The 22742-nt window shown below is 41.2% G+C and carries 22 protein-coding genes; 15 read left to right on the top strand and 7 right to left on the bottom strand.

All coding sequences use genetic code 11. The features are described 5' to 3' along the window. Positions 1 to 252: hypothetical protein (locus BAE46_RS14925; RefSeq protein WP_216094986.1), on the bottom strand; the 252-nt coding region annotated here is incomplete at its 3' end. A gap of 129 nt (positions 253 to 381) precedes the next feature. Here BAE46_RS14925 and BAE46_RS12395 point away from each other — a divergent pair. Further along, entirely contained in the window at positions 382 to 891 is a 510-nt protein-coding gene (locus BAE46_RS12395; RefSeq protein ID WP_006006221.1) for an RNA-binding protein, read from the top strand. A gap of 557 nt (positions 892 to 1448) precedes the next feature. Further along, complete coding sequence (gene trmA / locus BAE46_RS12385) at positions 1449 to 2564, top strand: tRNA (uridine(54)-C5)-methyltransferase TrmA (protein ID WP_083256873.1); 1116 nt, start codon at positions 1449 to 1451, stop codon at positions 2562 to 2564. Positions 2565 to 2602: 38 nt separating this feature from the next. Here the strand turns inward: trmA and fabR are convergent, their stop codons facing one another. Next, positions 2603 to 3220: an HTH-type transcriptional repressor FabR gene (fabR, locus tag BAE46_RS12380; RefSeq protein WP_006006214.1), complete on the bottom strand. Its 618-nt coding sequence runs from the start codon at positions 3218 to 3220 to the stop codon at positions 2603 to 2605. Positions 3221 to 3332: 112 nt separating this feature from the next. Here fabR and BAE46_RS12375 point away from each other — a divergent pair, with 112 nt between their 5' ends. The 11 genes from BAE46_RS12375 (at position 3333) to BAE46_RS12320 (ending at position 16106) form a co-directional block, all read left to right on the top strand. Beyond that, positions 3333 to 4466, top strand: coding sequence for an acyl-CoA desaturase (locus BAE46_RS12375; protein WP_006006212.1), 1134 nt, complete (start codon positions 3333 to 3335; stop codon positions 4464 to 4466). Between the two features lie 441 nt (positions 4467 to 4907). Then, positions 4908 to 5945 (top strand): tRNA dihydrouridine(20/20a) synthase DusA, encoded by a 1038-nt coding sequence (dusA, locus tag BAE46_RS12370; protein WP_070113008.1) that lies wholly within the window; start codon positions 4908 to 4910, stop codon positions 5943 to 5945. A gap of 473 nt (positions 5946 to 6418) precedes the next feature. Then, positions 6419 to 6619, top strand: coding sequence for a PspC domain-containing protein (locus tag BAE46_RS12365; protein WP_006006203.1), 201 nt, complete (start codon positions 6419 to 6421; stop codon positions 6617 to 6619). Positions 6620 to 6806: 187 nt separating this feature from the next. After that, positions 6807 to 7799: a DUF2333 family protein gene (locus BAE46_RS12360; RefSeq protein ID WP_070113006.1), complete on the top strand. Its 993-nt coding sequence runs from the start codon at positions 6807 to 6809 to the stop codon at positions 7797 to 7799. Between the two features lie 2 nt (positions 7800 to 7801). Continuing rightward, positions 7802 to 8587: a TIGR04219 family outer membrane beta-barrel protein gene (locus tag BAE46_RS12355; RefSeq protein WP_006006198.1), complete on the top strand. Its 786-nt coding sequence runs from the start codon at positions 7802 to 7804 to the stop codon at positions 8585 to 8587. A gap of 102 nt (positions 8588 to 8689) precedes the next feature. Further along, the gene (locus BAE46_RS12350) at positions 8690 to 10507 is read left to right on the top strand and encodes an assimilatory sulfite reductase (NADPH) flavoprotein subunit (RefSeq protein WP_070113004.1); all 1818 of its coding nucleotides are present in this window, start codon (positions 8690 to 8692) and stop codon (positions 10505 to 10507) included. Then, on the top strand, positions 10507 to 12234 hold the full coding sequence (cysI, locus tag BAE46_RS12345) for an assimilatory sulfite reductase (NADPH) hemoprotein subunit (RefSeq protein ID WP_006006194.1): 1728 nt from the start codon (positions 10507 to 10509) through the stop codon (positions 12232 to 12234). Before BAE46_RS12350 ends, cysI begins: the two co-directional genes overlap by 1 nt. Beyond that, entirely contained in the window at positions 12227 to 13024 is a 798-nt protein-coding gene (locus BAE46_RS12340; protein WP_006006193.1) for a phosphoadenylyl-sulfate reductase, read from the top strand. Before cysI ends, BAE46_RS12340 begins: the two co-directional genes overlap by 8 nt. A gap of 147 nt (positions 13025 to 13171) precedes the next feature. Beyond that, positions 13172 to 13501 carry a hypothetical protein gene (locus BAE46_RS12335; RefSeq protein ID WP_006006191.1) on the top strand — a complete coding sequence of 110 codons (330 nt, stop codon included), beginning with the start codon at positions 13172 to 13174 and terminating at the stop codon, positions 13499 to 13501. Between the two features lie 797 nt (positions 13502 to 14298). Continuing rightward, positions 14299 to 15219, top strand: a complete 921-nt coding sequence (locus tag BAE46_RS12325) for an acyltransferase (protein ID WP_040520894.1) — start codon at positions 14299 to 14301, stop codon at positions 15217 to 15219. Next, complete coding sequence (locus BAE46_RS12320) at positions 15216 to 16106, top strand: acyltransferase (RefSeq protein WP_006006185.1); 891 nt, start codon at positions 15216 to 15218, stop codon at positions 16104 to 16106. The genes BAE46_RS12325 and BAE46_RS12320 overlap by 4 nt, the downstream gene beginning before the upstream one ends. A gap of 70 nt (positions 16107 to 16176) precedes the next feature. Here BAE46_RS12320 and BAE46_RS12315 read toward each other — a convergent pair whose 3' ends face one another. Then, entirely contained in the window at positions 16177 to 16380 is a 204-nt protein-coding gene (locus BAE46_RS12315; protein ID WP_006006183.1) for a hypothetical protein, read from the bottom strand. 317 nt (positions 16381 to 16697) lie between these two features. Between BAE46_RS12315 and BAE46_RS12310 the strand changes: the two genes are divergently transcribed. Both BAE46_RS12310 and BAE46_RS12305 read left to right on the top strand, forming a co-directional pair. After that, positions 16698 to 17495: a DUF2884 family protein gene (locus BAE46_RS12310; protein WP_070113002.1), complete on the top strand. Its 798-nt coding sequence runs from the start codon at positions 16698 to 16700 to the stop codon at positions 17493 to 17495. A 24-nt stretch (positions 17496 to 17519) separates the two neighbouring features. Further along, on the top strand, positions 17520 to 18437 hold the full coding sequence (locus BAE46_RS12305; RefSeq protein WP_070113000.1) for an NAD-dependent epimerase/dehydratase family protein: 918 nt from the start codon (positions 17520 to 17522) through the stop codon (positions 18435 to 18437). Here BAE46_RS12305 and BAE46_RS12300 read toward each other — a convergent pair. The 4 genes from BAE46_RS12300 to BAE46_RS12285 all read right to left on the bottom strand — a co-directional run bounded on the left by BAE46_RS12300 (position 18434) and on the right by BAE46_RS12285 (position 22626). Continuing rightward, entirely contained in the window at positions 18434 to 19873 is a 1440-nt protein-coding gene (locus BAE46_RS12300) for a sodium-dependent transporter (protein WP_006006175.1), read from the bottom strand. The two genes, BAE46_RS12305 and BAE46_RS12300, sit on opposite strands and share 4 nt — an antisense overlap. Positions 19874 to 20061: 188 nt before the next feature. After that, a complete protein-coding gene (locus tag BAE46_RS12295; protein WP_070112998.1) occupies positions 20062 to 20790 on the bottom strand; it encodes an SDR family NAD(P)-dependent oxidoreductase in 729 nt (242 codons plus the stop codon). Continuing rightward, complete coding sequence (locus BAE46_RS12290; protein ID WP_006006172.1) at positions 20790 to 21179, bottom strand: thiol-disulfide oxidoreductase DCC family protein; 390 nt, start codon at positions 21177 to 21179, stop codon at positions 20790 to 20792. Before BAE46_RS12290 ends, BAE46_RS12295 begins: the two co-directional genes overlap by 1 nt. Before the next feature lie 229 nt (positions 21180 to 21408). After that, the gene (locus tag BAE46_RS12285; RefSeq protein WP_141729346.1) at positions 21409 to 22626 is read right to left on the bottom strand and encodes an esterase-like activity of phytase family protein; all 1218 of its coding nucleotides are present in this window, start codon (positions 22624 to 22626) and stop codon (positions 21409 to 21411) included. Between the last annotated feature and the right edge of the window lie 116 nt (positions 22627 to 22742).

Genomic DNA, 22742 nt, shown 5'->3' with positions numbered 1-22742 from the left:
TTTTTCTTGAAGTTTGTTGTTACAAATACATGCTTCAAAATCTTTCATCGCGTCGTCTAAACAACACATAAATATTGACACTTCAGGCGACTGATTTAGCCTATACTCTCTAAGCTTTTCCTTAGCTCCCCGAAGCGAGAGGCGCATTGTACTGATAGATTTACCCAAAGCAAGTGCTTTTATTAAAAAACTTTTTAAAAACACCTGTTTGCATATTTTCTGCGCAAAGACGGATAAGTTATGGGTAAACATTGTTAAAATTCTGCTTATAATGTAACTACATAATGACTTAATCATTATTACTGGCTATATTTGTGTAACGCTTTAGTATGAGTGCGCAACACATTACCTATAACAATTAAAACAAAATGGTGGATTACCATGATATCTGTAAAAACTTCATTAGCCTTTGTCATCGCGTTTGCGCTAGCTATATTGGCTTATCTTATTTCATCTGCAGCATTCGCTGCTAATCTTACTCACTTATTACCAAGTATCTTTATAATAGTAACTGTAGTTTGCTTTATGGTTGTTTCCTCGGTACAAAGTTCTGCGCGGCCGAACTCGCAGTCAGTTGCTAGTGAGCTATCAAGCTCACTAGCAAATAATACAGTAGAGCCCGCGCCAGCTGACGCTGACGAGACCTCAACACTCTATGTAGGTAATCTTGCATACAAAGCAAATGAACAAATTGTACAAGAGTACTTTGAAAAAGTGGCCGTAGTTAAATCGGTAAGGCTTGTCAAAGATAAACGTACAGGTCGGCGTAAGGGCTTTGGCTTTATAGAAATTAATAGCGGCGATGAAACTGCGTTTATAGAAAAGCTAAACGAGAGTGAACTTATGGAACGAAATATTATTGTTCGCCCGGCCAACGAGAAACAACATTAATGCACACCTTCACGGACATTTTTATACTTTTATAGATGTACAAAATTAAAGACCGTTTTAAAAGCGGTCTTTAATTATTAGCGCACTATTCATAATACCACTAAGTAAACTGATTATTAAAAGCATGAAATCTATTAATAGCCTGCAACACATCAGGAATTTACATTATACACACAATACTCTACTGCAAACTTTTGAATACCTCCAATAATAGACTTCTCTGTATTGTTAATTATTTTAAACAATTCCGCATTTGCAATACTGGTTAAATGAGTCTTTACTAGGTCGACACCGGCTTTTACGCCGGTAATAAGTTTATTTCTAAAAAGTGCCTTATTACTCGAAGCCGGTAACACTATATTTTGTGCTTAAATTGTATTCATAAAATAATACCTCACCATCCTCAACACTATATTTTGTGCTTAAATTGTATTCATAAAATAATACCTCACCATCCTCAACGCTATATCAGTAGTGATTAGTGATTTCTTTAATAAAGAGTTGGTAATTTTCCAATAATCATTAGAATTAACAGATATTTAAAGAAAGGTAATTTTATGATAAATCTGATTTCACACTCTATCCAAGAAGTACAGCAGCTTAGCTATAACGAACAATTCATGGCGAAAAAACAGCATTTAACTCAGCTAATGTCGCCTTTTTATGAAGATGAAGTGCAAGCATTTAAGTCGCCCGAAGCCCACTATAGAATGCGAGCAGAGTTTAGAATTTGGCATCAAGGTGCAGATTCTTACCATATTATGTTTAATCAAGAAACCAAAGAACAATATCGAGTCGATACTCTTGAGGCCGCATGCTCCCTTATCAGTAGCGCGATGCAGGCGGCTATTGGCTTTATTACCCAACAATCAGTACTGCGTACAAAACTATTTCAGATCGACTACTTAGCTACAACCACAAATGAACTTGTCATTAGTTTGTTGTATCACAAAAAATTAGATGAGCAGTGGCAAGCGGCCGCAAAACACTTGCTAGAAGAATTAGGACATTTGGGCAATATTAATATTATTGGACGAGCGCGCAAGCAAAAAGTAGTTGTTGGCAACGACTTTGTGACTGAAAAGCTGTTAATTAAAAACACGTCATTTTCATTTAAACAAATAGAAAATAGCTTCACACAGCCAAACGCCGTTATTAATACAAAGATGATTGAATGGGTTATCGATAATATTAATCAAGATGACACCGATTTACTTGAGCTTTACTGCGGCGCCGGCAACTTTTCTATTCCCTTAAGTCTACATTTTAGGAAGGTACTGGCAACTGAAATATCCAAAACATCGGTAAACGCGGCACAGTTTAATATTCAAGCGAACAATATTGATAATCTTGTTATTGCTAGGCTTTCGAGTGAAGAATTTGTAGAGGCTTTTAATAGAGTCAGAGCGTTTAATCGCTTAGCTAATATCGATTTAGATAGCTATGCTTTTTCTACTGTCTTAGTCGATCCTCCACGAGCCGGGCTTGATGAAACGACACTGCAATTGGTATCGAGCTTTAATACGATTATTTACGTGTCGTGTAATCCATCAACTTTAGTAGCCAACATGCAAATATTAATTAAAACACACCGCGTAATTAAGGTCGCTTTGTTTGATCAATTTCCGTTCACTCACCATATGGAATCAGGCCTTATTTTACAAAAGAGATAACGTATACTGTTCGTTGCTAAAGTTGTTAGGCACAAACATCATCGTTTCTCAATATTAACGAAGTTTGCGTAGTGCATTGCGCCTTTTTCAATGAAGCGAAGTTGTGCCTTCACCCTTTTAGCTATAAGTTCAGTTTCAGTACTGTCGGCGTCTATAGCTTCAGCGCCTGCGCTGAACACTAACTTTACCATTGCTTCTGATTGTATATAGGCGATTGGCATTGGTGTGCCTATTTTATCAACAATATAATCGGCTAACTCTTCCGTAAAATGCTGAATCTCGCGCTTAACAGCAGCCCTAAATGAAGCTGACGTGCCGGTGTGTTCCCGCAATAAAAGACGGAACACGTTCGGGTTGCTCATGATGAATTCAATAAATGTGTCAACCGAAATGTTGATAATGCTGCCGCCTGATGCAATACGTTTACGCGCTTGACGCATAAGCTGCCTGAGGGCTAAGCCCGACTCATCGACAAGAGTGAGGCCTAATTCATTAATGTCAGCAAAGTGACGATAAAAGGAAGTAGGGGCAATATTTGCCTCGCGCGCAACCTCACGTAAGCTGATGGTAGTGAAGCTTTTGTTATCGTCTAATAGCGTAAATGCGCCATCTATGATGCGCTGACGAGTTTGTTGTTTTTGTTGTTGACGATTCATACCTAAATGTTTACACCGTTGTTGTGTTTTCTGCAATAAGTTTCTTGCACTTAACGATACTAAAAGTTAAGTTAGCGCACACTCGTACGCTGAATATCTTGAGTATATTGATTTGAAAAAACCACCCCTTATTCCACTCACCGTTACCATATTCGTGGTTACCACCTTAATAGCATTTATTGGTACTCCTTTGTGGGCTATTTATGTTGGTATTGGTTGGACCGAAATATTAACCGCTGTTGCTTTGTTCTTCTTTACTGGCATGTCTATTACAGCAGGCTATCATCGCTTATGGTCGCATAAAACCTTTCAGGCACATCCCGTTGTAAAAGTTGTTCTTGCTGTAGGCGGCGCGATGGCAGTGCAAAACAGCATATTACACTGGGCTAGCGATCATAGGATTCATCATCGCCATGTAGATGAAAATGACAAAGACCCATACTCAGCCAAAAGAGGATTTTGGTATTCACACATGGGCTGGATGCTAAGAGAGTATCAGTCTAATAGATATAACGATTATTCAAATTGTCGCGATTTACAAAAAGACAAAGTTGTTATGTGGCAGCACAAGCATTATATTCCTATAGTGCTTGCTTCTAACATTGGTATAACCGCTTTCTTAGGCTTTTTAAACGGCGATATTATAGGCATGATGTTAATAGCCGGTGTAGCTAGACTTGTTGCGGTGCATCACGTTACTTTCTTAATTAATTCATTGGCACATGTTTGGGGGTCGCGTCCTTATACCGATACCAACACCGCAAGAGACAACGGCATTGTGGCTTTATTCACTTTTGGTGAGGGGTATCATAACTATCACCACATATTTGAATATGATTATAGAAATGGCATTAAGTGGTGGCAGTACGACCCGACTAAGTGGTTAATAAAAACCCTTTCATGGTTTAAGTTAACTTCCCACTTACGCACTACACCTGAAGAACGCATTGAAAAAGCGAAACTGCAGATGCAGCTAAAACACGCAAAAACCAAGCTTATTCATCTGCCCAACGCCGAAGAAGTACTCAACAAGGTGCAGCAAGAATACGACCTTTTATTACATAGAATGGCTGAGTATTATAAGACTAAGAAGTCACTTGTAGCTTTGAAAAAAGAAACACTACAGGCCTCGTATGAAAACATGGAGCTCGATTTCAAATATAAGGAAATGAAACAATCCTTTACGTTGCAAAAAGAAAAATGGCAATCGCTGTACTCTTATTACGTTGAACCCATACCGGCTTAGCAGTTAACAAAAAGGATGCTTCTAGCATCCTTTTTTATTGCCTTAATCTTCATAGAGGAAGATTCTATACCTATCTGTCTAGTAAATTTTTATACAGCCTTCCTTTTGAAGAGAATGTGCGAGGTGCATGGCCATTAGCGCTTATTGTGCTGCTGTTCGCTATTGTCGTAAGCACAATACTTTTTATAGAGCAATTATAAAACGAAACGCTAATGAAGCTGAGCACTCCATAAAGACTGGGATGTACGGTTATTTGACCAAGCCAATTCAATCGACGCTACTGACTGACACCTTAAAAAAGTGACCGGCTCAAATTGTGTCGCATTCACTATATACTCATCGCATTTTTAAGTCGTCTCCTGCGGGTAACACTAAATAGCTTTTTGAACGCCATTATGAATATGTTAGTATGCGGTCCGTTTAAATCTGTATATTTTATCTATGACTCAGCCTGCTATTAATCATCGTTTTTGTGTGGCCCCTATGCTCGATTGGACCGACCGACACTGTCGCTATTTCTTGCGTTTGCTGTCCTCTCGCAGTGTGCTTTACACTGAAATGGTTACCACCGGCGCCATAATTCATGGCAAGGGTGATTATTTGCATTTTGATAAAGCAGAGCATCCCTTGGTGCTCCAGCTTGGCGGCAGTAATGCTGCAGATATGGCGAAATGCGCAGCCTTGGCGCAATCACGCGGATACGACGAAATTAATATCAACGTGGGTTGTCCATCTGATCGCGTAAAAAACGGTAGTTTTGGCGCATGCTTGATGTCTAGCCCTGCAATCGTGGCCGAATGTGTAAGGGCCATGCAGGCTGAAGTAGACATACCTGTTACCGTTAAATGCAGGATAGGCATAGATGACATGGATGACGATGCGGGCTTAAGCGGCTTTGTTCTACCCATATATGAAGCAGGCTGTGAACATTTTATTGTGCACGCACGAAAAGCCTGGCTGCAAGGACTTAGTCCCAAGCAAAATCGAGATATTCCACCGCTTAATTACGAACGCGTTCATAGACTCAAACAAGACAATCCTGCCCTGAAAATAAGTATAAACGGCGGCATTACCACGCTGGAACAAGCTAAACATCAGCTGCAATATGTTGACGGCGTTATGATGGGACGTGAAGTATATGCAAACCCCTTTATATTAAGCAATGTGGACGCTGAAATTTTTGGACATGCAAATGACGATCAAATTACAAGAAGCGAAGTCGTGTATGCAATGAGCGCATATATTAACGAGCAGGTATCATCGTCAGGCGCGCGCGTTTGGCATATTGCTCGCCATATGCTTGGTCTGTTTCAAAGCCAAGTTGGCGGCAAAATATGGCGTCGTTATTTGAGCCAAAACGGTACTGCAAAGCACAACAACCCACAGCTTTTAATAGAAGCGTATGAGCAAGTCTTAGCAGCGCAAGACAAGGCAGAAAAGGACACACTAATTTTTGGTCAAAACCGCCAACCAAACTAGTGGAAATGACTACTTATTTCAAAATAAAACTTTCCTTTTGGGCTACTATATTTAGGTGCTGCGCTAAAGCACTGTTTCGAATAACTTTTTCAAATTCAACATTCTTGGCATAGCATTCGCTAAGTAAAATTACGGCTGCACTGTGCAGCAGTAATTTTACTTAGGTGATTAGCCGCTGCGTAGTATCTTTTATGTCTCTATTTACACAAAGATAGTCCCGGCAGCGCTACTCACAAAAATTAAGCACAAGGAATAAAAATATGCTAGTACAAGTCAACCTTCTTAGTTTGCTGTTGTCTCCTGTCTTATTTTTCATTGTTGGCAGTGTGTTGTTTTTACTGCTGACCCATTTGAAAATGATTAGGACAAAAGCTTGATTATCATTTGTACATTGTATTTATCAGGAAACATGTTACCCCAGCGCTATGTTAGGCATCATACAGTAAGCGTTATAACCCTTAATAAGGAATTTTATGAAAACGATTATTAACGACAGGCGATTCTTTAGAGATGCGCAGCATGCAAAAGTGTCAGGCGTATGTGCGGGCATTGCAAAGTATCTAGATATTAATCCATGGATTGTCAGAGCAGTCGCTGGTACGATGTTTTTAATCTTTCCATTCGCTATTGGACTGGCCTATGTACTGGCAATCTTACTGGTAAGGTACCGATAAAACAGCTCGGTACGTTTGCAGACAACGATTAAGCTTACATACTACACAAATAGGTGTATATCTAATGACCTGTGTCAGCGAAGTGGTGAATTAGGTTGCTCAAGTGCTGTCCATACGAGTAAACTAGAGCACCTCAGGGCCTTTGGTCACTCGCCTCAAAAACAATTAAACATTAGTAGGGAAAATAATGAGCTCTATCTTTACAACGAAAAGTATCAGTGCCTTTTTCGCAGCCATTATCGTTACATTGTGTTTACTCGGGTTTTGGTGGAGTTTTGAACCAGACGTATTTGACGTAGATGAGCAGGCAAATCAGCAGGCCCAAGCGAATAATCAAACGGTGGTAACAGGCTATACCACCACCACCGCGCTTATTATCGTACTTGAAAAAATGCTCGATAAACCAGGCGGCTATATTTACAACGACATGATGCCGCCAGGCATATTAATGGATAATATTCCAAGCTGGGAGTTTGGCGTAATTGAAATGAGCCGCGATTTAGCCCTAGCTATTCGCCGAGACTTTGGTCGTTCGCAGTCGCAGTCTATAGATAGCGATGAACTGGCCGATGCACAAACAAGTCTTAACCTTGATAATAACCGCTGGTTACTGCCTTCTACCGAAGGTGAATATACCAAAGCCATTAATCATTTATATACCTACCGCAACGCTCTTGGTAATTCTCGCGCTGGTAATAATCAATTTTATGCCCGCGCCGACAATTTGCGAGACTATTTAAAACAAGTTGAAAAAAGACTCGGCAGTTTGTCTCAAAACCTTAGCGCCAGTGTAGGCACTGAGGTAATCAATACTAATTTAGCAGGCGATCCATCGGCCACTTATTCGTCACCTGAAGACGCCGCGCTGGTAAATAAAACAAGCTGGTTTCAATTAGACAACAACTTTTACGAAGCGCGAGGCGCCAGTTGGGCTTTGCTGCATTTCTTAAAAGCATTGGAAACCGATTTTGCCGAGGTTTTGCGCAAGAAAAATGCGACTGTCAGCCTTCAGCAAATAATTCGGGAGCTAGAAGCCACTCAAGGAACTGTGTTTAGTCCCGTTATACTAAACGGAGGCGGATTTGGAATGCTTGCGAACCATTCGCTGGTAATGGCAAACTACATTTCACGTGCAAACGCCGCAATTATTGAATTATCAGAATTATTAAACCAAGGCTAACTATGAAACAAATGAAAAGTGCAGTAATGAGCCGCTATTTGCTGAGCGGCCTAGGATTAGCGGTATGTGTCGCGCTTAGCAGCACACAAGCAATGGCCGACACAGTATTAGGCGGTTATGTGGGTATTCAAGCCTGGAATGTTGCCGCCCAGGGAGGTTTTGCACAAAATGAGTCATTAGCTACCTTTAAATTCGAAGACGAAACAAATACGAGTTTTTATGCCGCACTGGAACACCCTATTCCCTTGATCCCCAATATAAAGCTTGTTCGCACCACGCTTAATACAAGTGGTTCAAATGTAATAGACAGTCCGTTTAACTTCGGCGACCAGGTATTCTTAGCGAGTGCCACTATTAGCTCCGAAGTAAAGTTAAGCGCGACCGACTATATTTTATACTATGAGATACTCGACAACGATTTAATCTCTATCGACATCGGTATTAGTGGTAAACAACTGGATGGCGATGTTTTTGTAGCCGACATTGACGGTCGCTCAAGTCAACAAAATATAGATGCCATTATCCCAATGGGCTACGGCAAGATGCAAGTAGGTCTGCCTTTCACCGGCTTTTCGCTAACAGCAGAAGGCACTTTTCTAGCCATAGGCGACGACTCATTTACCGATTATCAGCTTGCATTAGCCTATAGCTTTATTGAAACCTTAGCGCTAGATTTATCTATACAAATTGGCTACCGTGCGACTGAATTAGATCTTAATGATGTTGACGGCATTTATGCTGATTTACAATTTGACGGCGCGTTTATTGGACTTGAATTCGATTTTTAAACTAACTCAGTCCAAAACGGCATAAAAAATCAGCTTTTATCCGTTCACGTTATAATCAAAAACCGTTACTCTTTGTCTATAGCAAAGAATAACGGTTTTTTAATGAATCAACAAAACGACAATTCATCCTCACAAGCCCTAAACGACGTTCAGTTAACGGCTCTTTCTCGCGCTGTCTCCGGATTTAGCGAAGACCAACTTATTTGGGCTAGCGGCTATCTGTCTGGCCTGTCTGCTCATGCTCGCCATTCAGTCTTAGATGTAAGCGGCGCCCTAGTTCAGGCTGAACAGCCGATGTTAACCGTATTGTACGGAACCCAAACCGGCAATACCAAACACGAGGCACAAGCGTTTAGCAATCATATAGCCAGTAAAGGCGCCAAAACTAAACTTGTTAACATGTCGGATTACAAACCGCGTAAAATTAAAGACGAAACACATTTAGTGGTATTTGTGAGCACACATGGTGAGGGAGATGCACCCGACGCCGCCATAGAGCTGTACGAGTTTTTAGCCAGTAAAAAAGCCCCTAGACTGACCAACCTAAGCTATGCCATAGTTGGCTTAGGCGATACTAGCTACGAATTTTTCTGCCAAACAGGCAAAGATTTTGACAGCCGTTTAGCCGCGCTTGGGGCACGGCCTATCATTGCAAGACTCGACTGCGACGTAGACTACAATGACGACATTGCTAGCTGGTCGCAAAGCGTAACCAGTTTATTAATCGCCTCATTGTCACCGGCTGAAGCGGCAAACACTCTTAACAACATACCTGTTAATCAACAGGAGAAATTGCCGCCAGAAAACAAATACAGCAAACAAAACCCCTTTACCGCTGCTTTACTGAGCTGTGTGAAAATTACCGGCAGAGACTCCGTCAAAGATATTCAGCACGCCGAAATTTCACTTGAAGGTTCTAATCTTCAATATTTACCCGGTGACTCGCTGGGCGTGTACTTCACCAATGACGGCGCACTTGCCGAGCGCGTTATAAGGGCAACCGGCACAACAGCTGATGCCTTGGTCACCATAAAAGGTGAAACAGTGTCATTAAAAACAGCACTTATTGAAAAAAGAGAGCTTACCCTAAGTTATCCAGGTTTTGTCAAAGCATATTTAGCGGCTACTAAAGACGCTGGGCTACAGGCAATATTAGATGATAAGCCAGCGCTAAGAACTTTTTTAGAAGAGCGGCAAATTGTTGATATTGTGGAACAGTTTCCCAATACTATTACCGCACAAGATTTAATAGATGCACTTCGCCCTATCAGCCCGCGGCTTTATTCAATCGCCTCTAGCCAAAGTGAAGTAGACGATGAAGTGCATTTAACCGTGGCACACATTGATTACCAAGCATTTGGTTCTCGTCATCAAGGTGGTGCATCGGGGTTTTTAGCCACTCGTTTAGATGAGGGCGCAAAAATGAAGGTATTTGTTGAAAACAACATGAATTTCAGACTGCCCACCAATCCTGACACGCCTATTATCATGATAGGCCCCGGAACCGGCATTGCTCCTTTTAGGGCATTTATGCAAGAGCGTGAAGCCTTAGGTGCAGCTGGTAAAAACTGGTTGTTTTTTGGCAACCCAAGCTTCACCCAAGACTTTTTATATCAAGTAGAGTGGCAGCGTTATTTGAAAGAGGGATTGCTATCTAAAATAAGCTTAGCTTTTTCACGCGACCAAGCAAACAAGATTTATGTGCAAGACCGCCTACTAGAAAATGGTAAAGAAGTATATGAATGGCTTGAGCAAGGTGCCCACTTTTACGTGTGTGGAGACGCCATGCATATGGCCAAAGACGTCGAAAAAGCACTTCTTAACATTATTCAAACCCACGGTAGTAAAAGTGAGCAAGAGGCTAAACACTATGTCGTTGATATGCGCAAAACGAAACGTTACCAAAAGGATGTTTACTAATGAGCAGCAAAGACTTGCACCATGTTGAAGGAAAACCTTCAGATAACGAGAGACTCAAAGCGCAGAGTAAGCACTTACGTGGCACCATTACCACCGACTTAAGCGATGATGTTACTGGCGGCTTTACTGCAGATAATTTTCAGCTAATTCGCTTTCATGGTATGTATCAGCAAGATGATCGCGACATCCGGGGTGAAAGGGCCAAGCAAAAGCTTGAGCCCTTGCACAATGTGATGCTACGAGCACGCTTGCCAGGCGGTGTGATCACGCCAAAGCAGTGGCTAGAAATCGACAAATTTGCGCAAGAAAAATCAATCTACGGCAGTATTCGATTAACCACCAGACAAACGTTTCAGTTTCATGGTGTACTTAAGCCCAGTATCAAACCCATGCATCAATTATTAAACGCCACCGGCATTGACTCAATCGCCACCGCCGGGGATGTAAACAGAAATGTGCTGTGCACCTCAAACCCTATCGAGAGCCAAGTGCATAAAGAAGCGTGGGAGTGGGCCACAAAAATAAGCGAGCACTTACTGCCTAAAACAAACGCATATGCCGAAATTTGGTTAAACGGAGAGAAGGTAGAGTCAACCACCGAAGACGAGCCTATTTTAGGGAATAATTATTTACCGCGTAAGTTTAAAACCACGGTGGTTATCCCCCCACAAAATGATGTGGACGTGCACGCGAACGATTTAAGCTTTGTGGCCATTGCCGAAAACGGCAAACTAATTGGTTTCAACGTGCTAGTAGGCGGTGGATTGGCCATGACCCATGGCGATCAAAGCACTTTCCCGCGTAAAGCAGACGATTTTGGCTTTATTGAACTCAAAGATACATTGGCTGTGGCCGGCGCAGTTGTGTCAACTCAGCGAGACTGGGGCAATAGAGTAAATCGAAAAAACGCGAAAACCAAATATACATTGGAAAGAGTGGGCGTTGATGTCTTTAAAGCTGAAGTTGAAAAGCGCGCCAATATTACCTTTTCTGATTCTAGACCCTATGTATTTACCTCGCGAGGCGACCGCTTTGGTTGGATAGAAGGCATAGACAAAAAGCATCATTTAACTCTGTTTATTGAGAACGGCCGGATTAAAGATCTTCCTAACAAGCCACTAAAAAAAGGTTGCGCTGAACTGGCCAAAGTGCACCAGGGTGATTTTAGATTGACCGCCAACCAAAACTTAATTGTGGCCGGTGTGCCCAGCGATCAAAAGCAAATTATTGAAGACATTGCTATAAGGCATGGTTTATTAGAAGCGTCTACAAGTAATCAACGCAAAGACTCTATGGCCTGTGTAGCACTGCCAACCTGTCCTCTGGCTATGGCCGAAGCTGAGCGCTACCTGCCTGATGCGGTAACAACATTAGAAGGCATATTAGCAAAGCATGGTTTAAGCAACGACAGCATAATTTATCGCATAAACGGCTGCCCCAATGGCTGTGGACGTTCCATGCTAGCGGAGGTTGGCCTCGTGGGCAAGGGCCCTAATAGATACAACCTGCATCTTGGCGGCAATATCGAAGGCACACGAATACCTAGAATGTATAAGGAAAACATGCTCGACACCGATATTATGACAATACTTGATGAACTGATTGGTAAGTGGGCAAAAAACCGCAACAATGCAGAAGGTTTTGGCGATTTTGTAATAAGAACCAACATTGTCGCCCCCGTTGTCGACTCAGCCAAAGATTTTTATGTGGTGTCAGCAAATGCGTAGTGCAACGGCGCACAAAGGTAAGAGCGGTAAGAGCGACAGGAGCGTCGCTTGTGATAAGACTGTGCAAACCATTAACGTCAACGCGGTGACTGAGTCAATTGCTGACATGAATCTTATGTTAGAAAATTTAACGCCTCTTGCGCGTGTCGAATGGTCACTAACACATCTGCCTAGTCAGCATATGTTGTCGTCTAGCTTTGGTGCTCATTCTGCAGTAATGATACACCTGCTGAATCAGGTAGCTCCTGGCATTCCGGTGGTACTTACCGATACCGGCCATTTGTTTGCTGAAACCTATCAGTTCATCGATATGCTTACCGAAAAGCTCGATGTGAACCTTCATGTATATAGGGCACAGGTAAGTGCGGCATGGCAAGAAGCACGTTTTGGAAAGCTGTGGGAGAAAGGTCTAGAAGATATTGAAAAATACAACACAATGAATAAAGTAAAGCCTATGCAGACAGCGCTGCGCGATCTTAAGGCTAAAACATGGTTTGCTGGCCTGCGAAGAAGTCAATCACAGGGCCGTAAATCGTTAAATGTTTTACACAAGCAAGCTTCACAGTTTAAAGTACATCCTATAATTGATCAGAGTAATCGCGATCTACACCTATATATGCAAACGCATAAACTACCCTATCACCCTATGTGGGATAGAGGCTATGTCTCTATTGGTGATTGGCATTCTACGGCTAAGCTGGAGGCCGGCATGACAGAAGAACAAACGCGTTTCTTTGGCTTAAAAAGGGAGTGTGGCCTACACGAATTTGGCGACGGCGGAGGCATCTAGCCTGAAGCTTTATGCGCGCTTTAGTTGGTGAATTAGCACGCACTTTTACAATAAGTGTAATATAACTGTCACATTAGTATGAGTTCTATTGTTAGCCAGCTAGTTTTATCGTATACTCTTTATACTATAAATCACTAAGGAGCCAATATGAAGCATGTATTAGCAGTAATATTTGCCGCTTCATTATTATCGGTATCAGCCGCATCCTTCGCTACTACTAGCGCAAATGGTGAAACTAAAGCATTCAATTGCATGGATAAAAAAACATTCGAAATCAACAGCGAATGTATTAGCCAGAATATTCAAGACAACTTAGTTTTCCAAAAAGCAGAAAAAGCCGTTTTAGTAAATGTCGACAATGCAAGTGACAGAGCTCTAGCTACAATGACTTTTGACAATCGCACAATGACGATTAATATTGTTGCCCACAAAGATGCAACAATCGCTAGCATAGACAATGCGACCGCTCAACACTAATTAAGCCCAGTCTTTCAATCTAAAACCTCCTTTATGGAGGTTTTTTTATACCTATAAATAGATAGTCTATCCTTGAGCCATGTACTGGTATCAAAATTCGTTTCTTCGTTTGTTCAAGAGCATCGCAAACGTTTTTGCTATGCTTTACTCGTTAAATAGTCTTAAATTACGCATACATCTACTACGTAATAATGCGGGTTCGATTGATAATAAGAATATGCCTACTAACTACAAGTACGTCATTAGTTATTCTAAAAGCCGGATGCTAGCCCATTCGGATAAAATAGAGGCAGCGTTGTTGTCAAATTTCGACTACAGCGACTATAAAAACCCCGTTGATCAAACGTCTACAACTGCTTAGTTTCAAACAGCATGCCTAGCTATTCCAATCAAGCCAAACGCAAGGTGGATGAAAAATAACTCTCTTGGTTGCCCCATATTAAATAACATCTGTATTAGTCAACTTCTTCATCATGTTAATATTGGCCACCATTTTTGTGCTTATTGCCTTTGCGTTTATTGTCAATATGACATGGTCACCAAAAATAAAAAACCTATTGTAAATATTGCTGAAAACTTTCCTAATCCAGAATTTCACTCAAAAATACTGCAGGAATCTCAAGTAAGCTATACAAAAGTAAGCGAGAAGGCAGAAATAGAGTGACTGCGGCAGCGCTGTAATGGTGATGATTGACTTACAAGTCGATATTCTGTCAAACTTGGTCTATAATCGTGTGTCGTCCATCTGCTTTAATTAACTATATTATATTTTTAACAAGAGTGTACTTAGCACCATCATGAGATCAATTCTTTATTTCTTAAATGGCACCATAGCCTCCCTAATTTATCTTCTTAATACTCTGTTGTGGTTTATGCCCATCATGCTGTGCTCCTTAGTAAAACTGTTGCCTATTAAGCCTTTGCAAAGACTAATGTCGATAATTGCCGACGAGTGCGCAAGCTTATGGATTAGCGTCAATCAAATTAACCAAGCTGTATTTTCTCGCACCACATTTAAAGTCACAATGCCCGCCACTTTATCAATTGAGCAATGGTATCTGGTTATTGCAAATCATCAGTCTTGGGTAGATATATTGGTATTGCAGCGAATATTCAATCGCAAAATTCCGTTTTTGAAATTCTTTTTAAAGCAAAACCTCATCTTGGTGCCATTTATTGGACTGGTATGGTGGGGACTCGACTTTCCGTTCATGAAGCGCTACAGCCGTAGCTTTTTAGAGAAAAACCCGCACTTAAAGGGAAAGGATTTAGAAACAACCCAAAAGGCCTGTGAAAAATTTGAAAATAAGCCAGTAAGCATTATGAATTTTCTAGAAGGCACTCGTTTTAGCGAAAAAAAATGCCAAACTCCCATACATAAAACCTTAGGGCTACATAAAATGCTGGCGCCAAAATCAGGGGGAATTGCCTACGTTCTTAGTGCCATGGGACCGCGCTTGACAGACTTAGTGAATGTCACTATTTTCTATCCACAGGGTATCCCAACCTTCGGTGATTTTGTCAGCGGTAAAGTAAATGAAATTGTAGTGGATGTAGAGACTATTAGTATTGCTAGTCTTTTTGAAACAGGCGTTTATAGCGCAGAGTATTTTAACGATGAAACACAAAAACAGCAGTTTCAACACTACGTAAATTCACTTTGGCAACATAAACAAAATAAGCTCATACAGTTAGAGCAGGAATACAAAATTGAATGAGTAAAGTCCGCGCCTACACTATATTTCCCATACACTTAATCTTGCAATTTTCAAACCTAGGTTTTTGGGGAATGTGTATCATCATATTTGGCGTTATCCGCTTTTTAATCCCTATAAAGGAAGTCAGTAGCCGGCTCTTAGATATCATGCACAGACTTTACAGTACGTTTGCTATTATTAGTGTTGCTATGATCAAAATATTTAATCGAATAGAAATTCAGATCGATATAGACAAGCCTTTATCGAGACAAAAATGGTACTTGATAACTGCAAATCACCGCAGTTATTTGGATATAATACTACTTATTGATTTTTGTGCCCCTAGAATCCCGCCGCCTAAGTTTTTCATAAAGAAACAGGCTATATGGCTGCCCTTTGTTGGTTTAGCGGCATGGGCGCTGGATATGCCATTCATGCGCAGACACAACCAAGCCTACCTAGAAAAACATCCGCATCTGAGAGGAAAAGACATAGAAACAACCCGAAAGTCTTGTGAAAAATTTGTAGACCGGCCAACCACTGTTATCAACTTTGTTGAGGGTACTCGCTTTACCCCCCAAAAACACGCTTTACAAAACAGCCCTTTTTCGCATTTACTGCGTCCAAAAGCCGGCGGTATTGCATTTACTCTAACCGCTATGGGTGAACTATTTAGTAACATTCTTGATATTACGATCGCCTATCCACACTCAAAACACCCCATGATGGATATGTTAAGCGGTCGTATGACCCGCATTGCTATTGAGGTTAAGACATTGGAGGTGTCACAAGAATTGATCGGAGATTATTTCGACAATCCGACTTTTCAAGCTGGCTTCCAGCAGTGGGTGAACGAACTCTGGCTTAATAAAAACGAGCGCATGAAAAAATGGATGACACAGTGGTAAGCTCTATGCCAGTAGAAATATAGCACTTAAGACAGCAACCTTTTACGGCAAGGTCGCTATATTATTAGTTTTACACCAACGCGTAAATTAATAAACCCATAATACCCAAGCTTGAAACGCCAAAAAAACCATATTCAATTCTTTCTTTGTACGCCTGCGCGCCTGTTTTAGTAGACAATGCTGCCATAGCAATACAAGATATACCCAGTACTAGTGAAAGCATCATAGCACCGAATAAAAGCGTGTTTGCAAAAACTAAAAGTGTGCCTACCATGAGTGTGTCCTGTAAAATTGAATACCTATATTATGCCTTAATCCACTTTTTAAAAATAGGATGCTCTGTGTTTTTTCGGTAAACATGATCTTAGTCAATTTCACGACGTTATTGCCTAAATTATGGTTAATTCTCTAAAGAGACTATTTTAGAGACTTGATTAAAATATAGACCACTGTTTTGATTGATTAAAAATAATGGCCCAAGCTTTGCTAAGGAAGTCATATAAATGTAATTGGACTATGTGGCTAATCAGCATTATGTTTGCATACTTTATAACAACGTTGTCTACTACCGCACTATAATAAGGTTTTCTAATGACTCTCAAAAAATTAACGGTGATCACATTGGCATGCGCCAACCTGTTTGTCAGCAGCGCTTTTGCAAGTAATGATTATCAACTGAGCTGTAACGTTAACATTAGCAGTGATATCTTATTTGCTAACAAGGAACTAATTGTTAAGTCTAGCGAACAAGAGGCTATTTTATTTAAAGCAAACGGTGCTGTGTATGTTAATGATCGCAAAATAACGCTTACCAAAAACGAACAAAAACTAGCTCAGCGTTATTACAAAGATGTTGAGGCCTCTGTTCCCATGGTTGTTGATATTGCAGTAGAAATCTTAAAGATTACTGATCTCGCACTAAAGGAAGTATTTAGCGGATTACTAGGTAAAAATAGCTCGCTGCCAGAAAAGCTCAACGCACGCATAAATGGCGTTACAACAACCCTTAAGGATCATGTTTATCAAGACCCTAATTCATTAACCTTTGATAGTGCACATTTGAAAAGAAACCTAGGTCTTGGGAATGAGTTAACAAAAGAAATTGAACAGATAAAAGCCGAAATAGTGTCAACACTTATGGGACAGCTTATGGTGGCGATTGGTCAGTCAATGATGAATGGCGGCGGTGACTTTACTGCACTAGAGTCACGTATGGCGAATTTAGCCAAAGACATCGAGAAAAAAGCCAAAACCTTAGGCGATAGCGTAAAAGAAAGCGCTGCTGCCTTGTGTGATAAAATTGAAGCCTTAAGCAAGACCGAAAAAGAGCTTAGAAAAGTGTACGAATTACGTTATCTCGACACGGTTTACTTTACTAATAAAGCATAAAATAACAAAAAAGTAGAACAATTAATGGCCCTAGAACCACACGTACTAACGAGAGAAATTCAGCATAAATTTATTCATATTATGGGTTTAGGCTGGTTGGGCCGCCCTTTAGCGAGTGTTCTGCAGCAATATGGTGCGAATGTTTCTGGCAGTGTCACTAGCGCAAGTAAGCAGCAAATGCTGCTTACTGAATCACTCACTGCAGATATTTTCGACCTGTATAAACCCATAAACAAGCAATATACAAGTAATGGGAAAGTCTTGGCAACTCGTTTTACAGATGCCTCACTGGTGCTTAATATCCCGCCTGGTAGGACAAATTTTTCCCAGCATGCCTTTGTAAACAGTATGATAGCCTTAATTGACTGTGCAATGCAAAATGGCCTACAACAGTTAATATTTATTAGCACTACATCGGTATTCGGCGAGCAGCACGGTAAGGTTAATCAACACACTGCCGTTCAAGCAAAAACAGAATCAGGTAAGGCACATCAAGCGATAGAGGCTCATTTAGCCTTGTATTATCCAGACAAAAGTAAAGTATTGCGCCCGTCTGGGCTGATAGGACCTAATCCTAGTGATACCTCTAACAAGAATCTTGTGGCGCCTAAAATGCGCCATCCAATCTATTCTCTGTGCAACAAGAGCGACATTCCTAATGCTAACGATCCCGTTAATCTGATTCATCAGGCTGACGTAATTCAAGCCATATTAGCCCTGCTAAGCACTCAGCCTGTATCGCATGCTTTTAACTTATCAGCCCTTGCGCATCCAAGTCGTAAAGCGTATTACCAGTGGTGCGCTAAACGCTTGGCGTTGCCTATCCCAACATTTTTACACGACCCGAAAGAGCGCCAATTAGGCAAACTAATTGACGCTACGCAGAGTTTTATTGACTTAGACTTTACCCCAACATATGCAAGCCCTTTCGATATGCTTTAGAATGAGTCAATGATGTACTGTACTATATTGAATCCTAGGTACTTTAATGCAACTGTATTGATAAAAATAAGCGCGAGTACCAATGGAATAAAGGTGCTTAAGGAAAAATTAACATAGCGCTCGAAAAGGCTATCCTTAAAGTTTGGAGCACCCTGCTCTAACTCTTCGTTAAACGCGCTTTTCTTCCAACGATAAACAACAAACAAACAAATTAGAAGACCATTTAACGGTAAAATAGTATCGTAGAATACGTCATACACCACATCAAAAAATGACTTGTCTGCGCCGCCATAGCTAACAAATGAAGTGAAAAACTCAAACCAGCCAAATGAAAACGCACACATTAGCGAGAGCACCAACAATAGCACCCCACAAATTAGTAAAGAGCCTTTACGCGACTTTCCTTTTTCGCTCATAAGCGCGGCAACCGGGACCTCAAAGATAGATACTAAGGACGTAATAGCCGCAAAAAACACGAGTAAAAAGAAAATACAGGCAACAAGACTTGCGCCAAAGTAGCCTAAGGTTGTTTGTAGGGCTAAGAAAATTTGCGGTAAATATGAGAAAATCATCGAAATTGACGACTCGCTCAACTCAGCAGTATTCACTGAAGGGTTAAACGAGAATATAGCCGGTAATATCATTAAGCCTGCGGTGAACGCAACAGCCGTGTCGGTTAGTGCAACAAGCTTTGCCGATGAGGGTAAGTCGGCATCTTTGCTTATGTAGCTGCCATAGGTAATCATAATACCCATGCCTAAAGATAAGGAGAAAAACGCTTGAGAAAGGGCGGCGTTTACAACGCTTGCGTTAATTTTATTGAAATCAGGAATTAAATAAAATTTTAAGCCAGCCATCGCGTTGTCTTGAGTTAATACAAAGGCAACTAAGCATAGCAGCATAGCAAATAGTGCTGGCATTAAAATTTTGGCAGCTTTTTCAATTCCTTCTTTCACCCCGCCCTGCAGAATTAAGTAAACAATAGCCAATACAATAGCCATATAAACAAACAGATCGTAGCCAGAAATGAAACTACTGAAGGTGTCAGGTTGCGCCAAAACGTCAAGATTACCCATCGCCGATTCAGTCAGATATCCAAATATCCAAACCGTAATCACCAAATAAAATACGGCAATCATAAAAGGAGTAATGATGGACAACCAGCCCGCAACTCGCCAGCGGCGACTGCCACCCGAAAGATCGGTGAGTGCTCCTAGCGGATCTTTTTGACTTGAGCGCCCTATTGTCATTTCCGCAATCATAACGGGCAAACATATTAAGATAACAAAGATTGCGTACATCAGTAAAAATGCACCGCCGCCATTTTTGGCTGCACCAACAGGAAATCCGACCAAATTGCCAATACCAACCGCAGATCCTGCAGCGGCAAGAATAAAACCAAGTTTTGAGCCAAATTGCTCACGAGAGCCCGCCATGAGTGTTCCTTTTCATCTTTGTTATTTTTATATGTAGAGTATTACGCACTTGAGAAGACAGGTAACGCATCACAAATTTTCTGCTAAATGTTAACAGCAGTTAACAAAAATGTCTGCTTTTTGTAAGGAGAAATATTGGATTTTAAATAATAAGGGGCTTGCCGCCTCTATTACTAGGCGGCTTTACATTAGTATGGAATGGTTTTTCCATCCCAGTCAATGTAATAAGGAGAGTGCTGCGCATTAAATCCGTGCATATGACTGAGTAACTGGGAAACCGTAAATTCGGCGCTAAACAATTTACCTGGCTTCACGTTAGATTGAAAGGGTTTTGAAAGGCCTGTGTCAACCGTGCCTGGATGATAACAGGCGAGTGTTGTATTGGGTGCACGGCGCATGTATTCAATGCTGGCGGTTTTCACAATCATGTTAAGTGCTGCTTTTGATGCACGATAGCCGTACCAGCCGCCAAGGCCGTTTTCACTAATACTGCCTACCCTTGCACTGAAGAAAACAATACTAGCTTTGTCTTTTGCCACTATCTTTACCAAATACTTTAGCCACATGGCCGGCACCGCGGTATTAACCCGAAAGTACTCGGCTAACTGCGCCGGATCGATATCCTCTAAGCGTTTTTCAGGCTTTAAGGTTTTATCGCCTGAAGTATGCAGAACACCCGTGGTACAAATTATGCGAGAAAACCTTATCTTTTTTTCAATCAGTTCATCTACAAATGATTTAATACTGTGTTCGTGTGTGGAGTCAAACGTAAAATGCTGCTGATTATGAAAAACAGTAGACGCTTGGCCCCGCGAGACACTGTACACCTGTGCATCAGGACTATGAGTGCATAGCTGATTAACCAGTTCTTTTCCTATACCTCCACCTGCACCTATTACTAATACATGCTCACTCATTAATACTTTACCTTACAGTCGGTTTCACAGCGCTTTTTGCCCGTTAGTAGATAAGAGACTTTGTATCGGTTTTTAGCGAATAGTAAATATAATTTATCTGCGAAAAACTTAATAACAGGCCATCTTAGGGGGGCATAAAGCCAAGAATGACCGACTTCACTCCACGCTCGGTGTGTCGCATCTAGCCCTACTAACATAGCGCCATCTTCAGTCATTCCATGAATACGTTCGTTTAATGCGTGCCAATCTAAATCTGGATATTTGGTGGCGAAATCGCTGTCCATTATATCCACAAACGACAGCTTACCTTGAGTATTGCGTTTCTTTAGATGCTTCATTTCTATTTCGCACAGTGGACACTGCCCATCATAGAAAATTGTAAATGCCATAAACAGCCTCTCTTTCTCTTTGAGCAAAGCTCCTAGCTTTGCTGATAATGGGTGTTGTACGTGTGAATGCAAACATTAGATGACAATAAAAACACAAGACCTATACCGGCTTTCGTTTTATGGCTGTGAGGCGTAAATCCAAATGAACAGCCGAATTGTAATCACGCATGCAAAGGATAAACCTTTGTTGGCAACTCTAAACGCGATGGATTTACTTTTCCACACATGGCTATTTAAACCACATGGGGTTGATGGCCAATTCAAACAGAAGAGGCGTGAATTCTTCATACCTAGGCTTGTCATAGATGCAGGTAGCGTTGTTTGGGTATTGTTGGCGCCATGGGTCATTAATTAAGAATAAACGCTCACCGTCAACGGCGAGTCCTTCTAATGCCGAGTTACGCATTTTGTGTGAGGTGCCTTTGCCACATTTTGCATCCGATGGTGCATACAAAATCAAATCAACTATGATTGCTGGGCGCTGCTTTGCTAAATCAAGGATCCAAAGCTGGTCATTGTTTCGGGCAACCGCAATAAGATATCCTTCACTATCTGCACTTGGATAATACACATCCATCCCGTTAATGGGGTTTATTAGCGACATGCTGCTAGGAAACAATAGATTACTGTCTGTCACTTTTAGGAAGCTGTCAAGCGTATCAAACATATCGGGGGAATACGCAATCTCAAAAACACGGGCAGCAGCGCTAGCGTCTTGTTCAATGCCAAACAATAAACGATTGTCGCGGGTAAACGCTAAGCCCTCAATACCGTCATTTTCGATATTTTGACCAAGACCACGTTTATCGATGTTATCAAGGGCGTCAAACTCAATAGCGCGAACGCCAGTTAATAATAAGGTCTTGTTAATCACTTCGAGTTTGGCGATTAGCGCTGGGTAACGCGTAAAATTATTGTTAGCAAACTGATCGAAACACTCTCCTTCTATTTTACTGCCACGCGTGCCATCTTCTGTCACAATTAACCATTGATTGGTTTGTCCAGGAATAGCCACTAAGGCCTCGTAGTCTGGCCTAGTGTTTAAGTAATCTGCAAAACAGCTCGCGTTAGCTACATGCGGCGCAATTTCAATTGGTCCAAGTGTTGTGTCAATCACAGCGGTGTTTTTGTTAATAACATGCAGGCGCCGAATTTGGTGTTCTAGCGCAGAAGCATCAGAAACAGAGTACATTTTATCTCCCACTACTGTTAAACCAGACGTTTGTGGGTCTTGCATATACTCACCGTTTGACTCTGTGAGCCATTTTCCTACGATGGTTGCGCTGTGAAACTGTGTGCTAGGGGTAAATGGCTTGTTATTTGATGAATTATGAGTCGCTTGATTAGCAGCGCTCCAACTTACACTTACTAAGCACAATAGCCCAAATATACACTTGAAGGCTGTTGCCCATTTATCCAAAAAAAGAGAAAAAGAACTCGAGATCATTTTAGCTTACACCACAATAATTATTTACACGACAACGCAATTGTTTAGAGAATATTACATTAATTATAAGATATTTAGACGTTTTTTACGTAATATAAAGCAAAACGTCGAGAACA

It is taken from the genome of Glaciecola punicea, from assembly GCF_001756615.1.
GTDB classification, from domain to species: domain Bacteria; phylum Pseudomonadota; class Gammaproteobacteria; order Enterobacterales; family Alteromonadaceae; genus Glaciecola; species Glaciecola punicea.
This window is presented reverse-complemented; position numbering and strand designations above follow the sequence as displayed.

Excerpts from the sequence above, each read along its gene's own strand:
- BAE46_RS12395 (WP_006006221.1), top strand. The coding sequence starts at position 382 with ATGATATCTGTAAAAACTTCATTAGCCTTTGTCATCGCGTTTGCGCTA.
- trmA (WP_083256873.1), top strand. The coding sequence starts at position 1,449 with ATGATAAATCTGATTTCACACTCTATCCAAGAAGTACAGCAGCTTAGC.
- fabR (WP_006006214.1), bottom strand. The coding sequence starts at position 3,220 with ATGAATCGTCAACAACAAAAACAACAAACTCGTCAGCGCATCATAGAT.
- dusA (WP_070113008.1), top strand. The coding sequence starts at position 4,908 with ATGACTCAGCCTGCTATTAATCATCGTTTTTGTGTGGCCCCTATGCTC.
- BAE46_RS12365 (WP_006006203.1), top strand. The coding sequence starts at position 6,419 with ATGAAAACGATTATTAACGACAGGCGATTCTTTAGAGATGCGCAGCAT.
- BAE46_RS12360 (WP_070113006.1), top strand. The coding sequence starts at position 6,807 with ATGAGCTCTATCTTTACAACGAAAAGTATCAGTGCCTTTTTCGCAGCC.
- BAE46_RS12355 (WP_006006198.1), top strand. The coding sequence starts at position 7,802 with ATGAAACAAATGAAAAGTGCAGTAATGAGCCGCTATTTGCTGAGCGGC.
- BAE46_RS12350 (WP_070113004.1), top strand. The coding sequence starts at position 8,690 with ATGAATCAACAAAACGACAATTCATCCTCACAAGCCCTAAACGACGTT.
- cysI (WP_006006194.1), top strand. The coding sequence starts at position 10,507 with ATGAGCAGCAAAGACTTGCACCATGTTGAAGGAAAACCTTCAGATAAC.
- BAE46_RS12340 (WP_006006193.1), top strand. The coding sequence starts at position 12,227 with ATGCGTAGTGCAACGGCGCACAAAGGTAAGAGCGGTAAGAGCGACAGG.
- BAE46_RS12335 (WP_006006191.1), top strand. The coding sequence starts at position 13,172 with ATGAAGCATGTATTAGCAGTAATATTTGCCGCTTCATTATTATCGGTA.
- BAE46_RS12325 (WP_040520894.1), top strand. The coding sequence starts at position 14,299 with ATGAGATCAATTCTTTATTTCTTAAATGGCACCATAGCCTCCCTAATT.
- BAE46_RS12320 (WP_006006185.1), top strand. The coding sequence starts at position 15,216 with ATGAGTAAAGTCCGCGCCTACACTATATTTCCCATACACTTAATCTTG.
- BAE46_RS12315 (WP_006006183.1), bottom strand. The coding sequence starts at position 16,380 with ATGGTAGGCACACTTTTAGTTTTTGCAAACACGCTTTTATTCGGTGCT.
- BAE46_RS12310 (WP_070113002.1), top strand. The coding sequence starts at position 16,698 with ATGACTCTCAAAAAATTAACGGTGATCACATTGGCATGCGCCAACCTG.
- BAE46_RS12305 (WP_070113000.1), top strand. The coding sequence starts at position 17,520 with ATGGCCCTAGAACCACACGTACTAACGAGAGAAATTCAGCATAAATTT.
- BAE46_RS12300 (WP_006006175.1), bottom strand. The coding sequence starts at position 19,873 with ATGGCGGGCTCTCGTGAGCAATTTGGCTCAAAACTTGGTTTTATTCTT.
- BAE46_RS12295 (WP_070112998.1), bottom strand. The coding sequence starts at position 20,790 with ATGAGTGAGCATGTATTAGTAATAGGTGCAGGTGGAGGTATAGGAAAA.
- BAE46_RS12290 (WP_006006172.1), bottom strand. The coding sequence starts at position 21,179 with ATGGCATTTACAATTTTCTATGATGGGCAGTGTCCACTGTGCGAAATA.
- BAE46_RS12285 (WP_141729346.1), bottom strand. The coding sequence starts at position 22,626 with ATGATCTCGAGTTCTTTTTCTCTTTTTTTGGATAAATGGGCAACAGCC.